The following is a 6,962-nucleotide window of genomic DNA, read 5'->3' on the forward strand; positions in this document are numbered from 1 at the left end:
GAAGATTTTCCGGTTTTTACCAGTCCGGCGGGGGTGGCGCTGTTTGGTCGCCAGCGCTACGAGGAACGCCGCTGGACAGCCTTTGCGCGGGGGCCGGGTGCGTGGTTTGGGTTTTCGATTACCCTCGAGTTCGGCCTTCCGGCGCGCCCCCCCGCCCCTTTTCCCGACCCGCTTGAAAGCTGCCGCTTTGCCAGCCAGGCCGAAAAACCCGCCGAGCTGCGCCTGGTGCTGCTGGAAGCGCCGCCTGGTTTTGGGGTGGGTTTGGAACAGGCCCGCTACAGGCTGGCCTGCGGTCGGCTCGAGCGAGATTCACGCGGCCTCGAGGTGCTGCGCTACACGACCTGGCTCGAGGTGCTTTACCGCTTTGAGATGCCCCCCGTACCCCCCGGCACCTACTCCATCCGCTGGCAGTTGTGGGAGGGCGACCGGCTGATTGCCGAGGAAGACCGGCGCTTTACGCTCACCCCGGCTGGCTAGCCACGCTCAAGGTACTCGGGCGCTGTGGCAATAGAACCAAACCTTGCGCCGCGCGGAAGCTGATGCCTCGAGGCGCCGACCTTTGCCGGACTTCATGGGTCCCTTACCATTTTCACCTGTAAACCTTCCAGGCTCTAGCAAAGTAGAACCAGGCAGTCGGCCCCCGCCATCCTCACCCACAATGTGTATTTTTGGCATGTGCCAACTTCGCAAAGATGGCGTTGCCTGCAAGATGGCACCACGCTGGCGCCGCTGAACCGAGCTTCGGAGTGAATGCTCCAAAGGCCCGTTTGGGATTATTGACGGTTTCTGTTTTTGCCGCTAAACTTTGACTCAGTACAAGTTTGTAATAAGTCAAAAATAGCGGGAGGTCAAGGTGATTGCAGACAAAAAACTTTCCACCAAAGGCGGCGGCTGGTTGCTGGAAAAACCCGGGCAGATTTTCACTCCGGAAGACTTCGACGATACCACCCGCATGATTCAGGAGACCGTGCGGCAATTCGTCGAAAAAGAATACCGGCCTGTGGCCGAGGCGCTGGAGCACGGGGCCCTGGAGCACAACCTCCCCCTGCTCAAAAAGTGCGGCGAGCTGGGCTTGCTGGGCGTCGAGGTGGCGGAGGAGTACGGCGGCCTCGACCTGCCCAAGACCGTCAGCACGGTCATTGCCGAGGCCCTGGCGGGCACCGGCGGCTTTAGCGTCTCCTATGGCGTGCAGACCAGCATTGGCCTTCTGCCGCTGGTCTACTGGGGCACCAAGGCCCAGAAGGACAAATACCTGGCCCGCATGGTCTCCGGCGAGCTGATTGCGGCCTACTGCCTCACCGAGCCGCAGTCGGGCTCCGATGCCATGGGGGCCAAGACCCGCGCCGAGCTTTCCGAGGATGGGCAGCACTACATCCTGAACGGCACCAAGATGTGGATTTCCAACGCGGGCTTTGCCCACCTGTTCACCGTGTTCGCCAAGACCAAAGAGGGTCTCACCGCTTTCCTGGTTGAGCGCGACACGCCCGGGCTGCGTTTGGGCGGCGAGGAAAAGAAGATGGGTATCAAGGCCTCCAGCACCCGCCAGGTCTTCTTAGAAGACGTGAAGGTGCCGGTGGAAAACTTGCTGGGCGAGCTGGGCAAGGGGCACAAGATTGCCTTCAATGTGCTCAACGTGGGGCGCTATAAGCTCGGCGCGGGGGCCATCGGCGGGGCCAAGGGCGCCCTGGGGCTCTCGGCCCGCTACGCCAAGGAGCGCGTCGCTTTTGGGCAGCCCATTGCCAGCTTCGGCCTGATTCAACAAAAACTGGCCGAGATGGCCGCCCGCATCTTTGTGGGCGAGAGCGCGGTCTACCGCACCATGGGCATGATTGACGAGGCCCTCTCCAGCCTGGACAAAGCCAACGCCGCCGAGGCGGTACTGGCCGGGATTGAGGAGTATGCCGTGGAGGCCAGCATCATCAAGGTGCTGGGCTCCGAGGTGCTCGACTACGTGGTGGACGAAGGCGTCCAGATTCACGGCGGCTACGGCTACTCGGCGGAGTACGAAATCGAGCGGGCCTACCGCGACAGCCGCATCAACCGCATCTTCGAGGGCACCAACGAAATTAACCGACTCCTGATTCCCGGCATGTTGCTGCGCCGGGCTATGAAAGGGGAGCTGCCGCTCTTCGATGCCGCCATGAAGCTGCAAAAGGAGCTGCTGGAGCCGTCCTTCGAAGAGCCCGAAGACAAGGAGATGGCCCAGCTCGAGGGCCTCAAGAAGCTGGCTCTGGCGGTGCTGGGCCTGGCCGCCCTCAAGTACGGCAAGAAAATTGAAGAAGAGCAGGAAGTGCTGGCCGTGGCCGCCGACATCCTGATTGACATCTTCGCTGCCGAGAGCGGCCTGCTCAGGGCGCGCAAGCTGGGGGGTGGGGTGTATGCCGATATGACCCAGCTTTACCTGTACCAGGCCCTCGACCGTGCCCAGGCCGCAGCGCTTTCCATCCTGCCGCGCCTGGCCGAGGGCGACGATATGCGCCTGATGGCCTCGGCGGCCCGCCGTCTGACCAAGCACGACCCCCTCGACCTGGTCGAGCTGCGCCGCCGCATTGCCGCCTGGGTGCTCGAGGCCGATGGTTACCCGCAGCCCAGGGCCTAAGCCCGGGCTTGAAAAACAGGGCGCTCGAGTGCGCCCTGTTTGCTTTTGGGCTAGCTGGTACACTAAGGCCAAATGACCGCACAGACCGCCGACCTGGTTGGAGAAGTTCGGACTTTTGTGCAGGAGGAAATTTTGCCCCTGGAGTCCACGTTTCTGAAGCATGGCTTCAGGGCGGTGCTGCCCAGCCTTCAAAGCGTCCGGCAGAAGGTCAAAGCCCGGGGCTGGTGGCTCCCGCCGCTGCCCCAGCCCCTGGGCCTGGGATTGAGCCTCGGCGCCTTTGCCCGCCTCAGCGAGGAGCTGGGCCGAAGCCCGCTGGGCCACTACGCCTTCAACACCCAGGCCCCCGACATTGGCAACATGGAAGTCCTGCTCAAGCACGGCACCCCCGAGCAAAAAGAGCGCTTCCTGAAGCCCCTTGCAGCAGGCGAAATCCGCAGCTCCTTTGGCATGACCGAGCCCGAATACCCCGGTTCCAACCCGGTCTGGATGAACACCACAGCAGTGCTGGAGGGGGACGAGTGGGTCATCAATGGGCACAAGTGGTTTACCACCGGCTTCGAGGGCTCGGCTTTTTGCATTGTGATGTGTCTGACCGACCCCGAACACCCCAACCCCTACGCCCGGGCCAGCCAGATTATCGTGCCCACCGAGACCCCTGGCCTCGAGCCCGTGCGCAAAATATCCGTGATGGGCGAAGCGGGCGAGGACTGGATGAGCCACTCCGAAATTCGCCTGAACCAGGTGCGGGTGCCCAGGGAGAACCTCCTGGGTGAGCGCGGCAGGGGCTTTGCCATTGCCCAGGAAAGGCTGGGTCCGGGGCGCATCCACCACTGCATGCGCTGGATTGGGATTGCCCAGCGCAGCTTCGAGATGATGTGCCAGTACGCGGCCAAACGCGAGCTTGCCCCCGGCAAGCCGCTGGGCTCGCGTCAGGCCATCCAGCACCTGATTGCCGAGGCCAAGGCCGAAATCCACGCCGCCCGGCTGATGGTGCTGGATGCCGCCGAGAAGGTCGAACAGCAAGGGGCCGAGGGGGCTCGAGTCGAAATCTCGCTCATCAAATACTTCGTGGCGGGCGTGTTGCAACGGGTGCTGGACGGGGCCATTCAGGTGCACGGCGGCCTGGGCATGTCCGACGACCTGCCGCTTTCGTTCTTTTATCGCCACGAGCGGGCCGCCCGCATCTACGACGGGGCCGACGAGGTTCACAAGACCGTGGTGGCCCGGGCCGCACTGAAGGAATATGGCCTCGAGGTTTCCCTGTAGCCTGAATCGCTGGCAAAAACGTGCTTCAGAGGCGCGCCATGACCGATCAACCCTCGGCCATCCGACCCGGCGAAGAACTGGATATCCCCCGGCTGCAAGCCTATTTGCTCGATCACCTGCCCGGCGCCAGGGGGAGCCTGGAAGTCTTGCAGTTCCCCAGGGGTTTCTCCAACCTCACCTACCTGCTCCGGCTGGGCGAGCAAGAACTGGTGCTGCGCCGCCCGCCCTTTGGGGCCCAGATCAAAACCGCCCACGACATGGGCCGCGAGTTTCGCATCTTGTCGGCGCTCAGGCCGGTGTATCCAAAAGTGCCCCGGCCCCTGCTCTACTGCGCCGACGAAAGCGTGCTGGGGGCGCCCTTTTATGTGATGGAGCGCCTTCATGGCGTAATCTTGCGAACCCAGCCACTCGAGGGCATGACCCCTTCGCTCATGCGGGGTGTGTGCGAGGCTGCCCTGAATGCGATGGTCGAGCTCCACAGCCTGGACTACCAGAAAGCCGGTCTGGCCGACCTGGGCAAGCCCGAGGGCTACGTGGAGCGGCAGGTGCGGGGCTGGACGGAGCGCTACCAGAAAGCCCGCACCGAGGAGATTCCTGGCATGGAACAGGCCATGGCGTGGCTGGCTGCCCATATTCCTCCGGCTACCGGCGCGGCCCTGATCCACAACGATTTTAAGTACGACAACCTGATCCTGGATCCCAGCAACCTGACCAGGGTGCTGGCCGTGCTGGACTGGGAAATGGCCACCCTGGGTGACCCCCTGATGGACCTGGGCACCACCCTGGGCTACTGGGCCGAGGAAGACGACCCTCCGGGCCTCAAAAGCTTTGGCCTGACCCACCTGCCGGGCAACCTCCGCCGGGCCGAACTGGTTGAGCTTTACGCTGCTCGCACAGGCCGGGATGTTTCCCACATGCTGTTCTACTACGTTTTTGGCCTGTTCAAAGTGGGCGTCATCATGCAGCAGATTTTTTTCCGCTACCAGAAGGGGCTCACGCAGGATGGACGCTTCGGGATGCTGATTCACCTGATCCGGGAAATGGGGCAGAAGATTCAAAGAGCCATTGAAACGGGCAAGATTTGAAATGCCCCTCGGTGGGATTGGGTGCGTCTTTTGGTACTCCAGGACGCGGTTTTAGGCCAGGGTCGAACACCGCAGCGGGTTCTGCATTTCGCCTGAGGCTCCCGGCAGTTCTTGGAGCGTTGATTTCAAACCAACCGCCGAAATGCGTAGACTGGAAAGCAGGGGAGCTTCGGGCATGAGCAAGGTGGCGGTCATCGGCTCGGGACTCGTGGGGGCAACGACTGCTCACACCCTGGCCCTGCGGGGTTCCTGCGACGAGGTGGTGTTGCTGGACAGCGACCCAGAGAAAGCGCAGGCGCAGGCGGTGGATGTGGCGGCGGCGGCCACCCTGCACCGGGGGATGCGGGTGTATAGCGGGTCCTATGCCCAGATAAGGGGCTCCCAGGTGGTGGTGGTGACGGCGGGCCTGCGCCAGAAGAGCGGGGAAAGCCGCAGCGAGCTGTTTGCCAGCAATGCGCTGGTTTTCCAGGAAATTATTCCGCAGGTTAGGGAGGTGGCGCCGGGGGCCATTGTGGTGGTAGCCACCCAGCCGGTAGAGCCCCTGACCGAGTTCACCACCCGGCTGGTGGGGCCCGATCTGGCCCAGCGGGTGCTGGGGGTGGGGACGGTGCTGGAGACCATGCAACTGCGGGCGGCGGTGGCGGCGCATCTCGAGGTCTCTCCCGAGCACGTGCACGGCTACGTGATTGGCGAACAGGGCGACTCGGCCCTGGTGGTCTGGTCGAACCTGAACGTGGCGGGCTTGCCGGTGGAAGCCTTTGCGGCCCAGCGAGGCAAAACCTGGACAGCCCACGACCAGGTCCTCATCACCGACCGGGTGCAGCGCTCCAACCGCCGGGTGGTGGAAGGCAAGGGGGCCATCAGTTACAGCGTGGGGGTTGCCATTGTGCGGGTGATCGAGGCCATCCTGCGCAACGCGCAGGTGGTGCTCACGGTGAGCGCACACGACCCCCTCAAAGGCATTTCCTACGCGATGCCGCGCCTGGTGGGTTCGGGAGGGGTGACCGCAACCCTAGACCCCATGCTCTCTCGGGAAGAGTCCTTCAGGCTCGAGGTTTTGCTCGACAGCTTGAGAAGCACCCTCGAGCGCGCGTAGTCCATCCGACACGGCGTGTTTCCTGTGCTTTGAGTAGTCGGACGCATGTGAATTTCTTGGGTGTTTTCTGCCTTGGAACCTGATGAAGTTAGTGATGTGGTGTAGATGTGACTGTTCAGTACCGCAGGCTAGATGGCGAACCCAGATGACCTCGCGCACTGAGTTTAGGAATGGGAGGTTTTGGGTGAATAAAACTTCCGTGGTTTGTCGTCATTCGCCACCTCGCTATAACTCCTCTCGAAAGGGAAAGGGTGTCATACCGCAGGTGTAATTACTGGTTGGGCCATACTCAGGCAAGCATCCCACGGGAAGATTCGAGTTCCTATCGGCGTGCGGACAAACGCTTCGCCAGGGAACTTCAGATAAAGATAAGCGAAGCGCACTCAACCAGGAAGGAACATGGAGTATGGCTGACGAAACGACGAACAGTCAGGGAAAGCAACTTGATTCAGCACGTTAACCTTGAAGCGCAGGACGGTCAGCGAATGCAGGGCATAGAGATTATTGGACATCTCCACCGCTACGGCGAGGAGCCAAGTCCGGATATTCACTCCCGCTACTACAGCAGCGTAGGGGAAACACTTGACTACGTTTACGACCTGGACGGGGATACACTGACGATTTGGTTTGGTGAACGCGGTGCTCCAGCATATTATCGAGGAACCTTCGGTAGCGAAGGTACGACCTTGAATGGCGTATGGCACTATCCCGGTGGGGGTGGGTATAAAGCGAACGCGACACGAATGACCCATTCATAGCCTGAAGCGGCATATATATGCTATGGACAAAGTAACAGTAACCATTGTGAACGTTGGTTACCGCTCAACCAATTACTGGGTTGTAATACCAATTCTACGACGAGGTGACACATAAAGCCTCCTGAATCCAGGGCCAAAAGCAAAGCTGCTTGACCCTG

The 6,962-nt window shown here is 61.6% G+C and carries 5 protein-coding genes; all 5 read left to right on the plus strand.

From position 1 onward, the window contains the following. Nucleotides 1-477 (plus strand): hypothetical protein (locus tag NZN28_RS13415; RefSeq protein WP_295398967.1); only part of this gene is annotated, 477 nt, incomplete at its 5' end. Between the two features lie 376 nt (nucleotides 478-853). Further along, complete coding sequence (locus tag NZN28_RS13420; protein ID WP_295398969.1) at nucleotides 854-2,599, plus strand: acyl-CoA dehydrogenase family protein; 1,746 nt, start codon at nucleotides 854-856, stop codon at nucleotides 2,597-2,599. 72 nt (nucleotides 2,600-2,671) lie between these two features. Beyond that, nucleotides 2,672-3,865, plus strand: coding sequence for an acyl-CoA dehydrogenase family protein (locus tag NZN28_RS13425; RefSeq protein WP_295398971.1), 1,194 nt, complete (start codon nucleotides 2,672-2,674; stop codon nucleotides 3,863-3,865). A gap of 38 nt (nucleotides 3,866-3,903) precedes the next feature. After that, complete coding sequence (locus tag NZN28_RS13430; protein ID WP_295398973.1) at nucleotides 3,904-4,950, plus strand: phosphotransferase family protein; 1,047 nt, start codon at nucleotides 3,904-3,906, stop codon at nucleotides 4,948-4,950. A 175-nt stretch (nucleotides 4,951-5,125) separates the two neighbouring features. Next, nucleotides 5,126-6,046: an FAD-dependent oxidoreductase gene (locus NZN28_RS13435; RefSeq protein ID WP_295398975.1), complete on the plus strand. Its 921-nt coding sequence runs from the start codon at nucleotides 5,126-5,128 to the stop codon at nucleotides 6,044-6,046. Nucleotides 6,047-6,962: the final 916 nt, after the last annotated feature.

The sequence above is a fragment of the Meiothermus sp. genome (genome assembly GCF_025056915.1).
In the GTDB taxonomy this organism is placed as follows: Bacteria; Deinococcota; Deinococci; order Deinococcales; family Thermaceae; genus Meiothermus.

Coding starts and splice junctions, on each gene's coding strand:
- NZN28_RS13425 (WP_295398971.1), top strand. CDS start 2,672: ATGACCGCACAGACCGCCGACCTGGTTGGAGAAGTTCGGACTTTTGTG.
- NZN28_RS13430 (WP_295398973.1), top strand. CDS start 3,904: ATGACCGATCAACCCTCGGCCATCCGACCCGGCGAAGAACTGGATATC.
- NZN28_RS13435 (WP_295398975.1), top strand. CDS start 5,126: ATGAGCAAGGTGGCGGTCATCGGCTCGGGACTCGTGGGGGCAACGACT.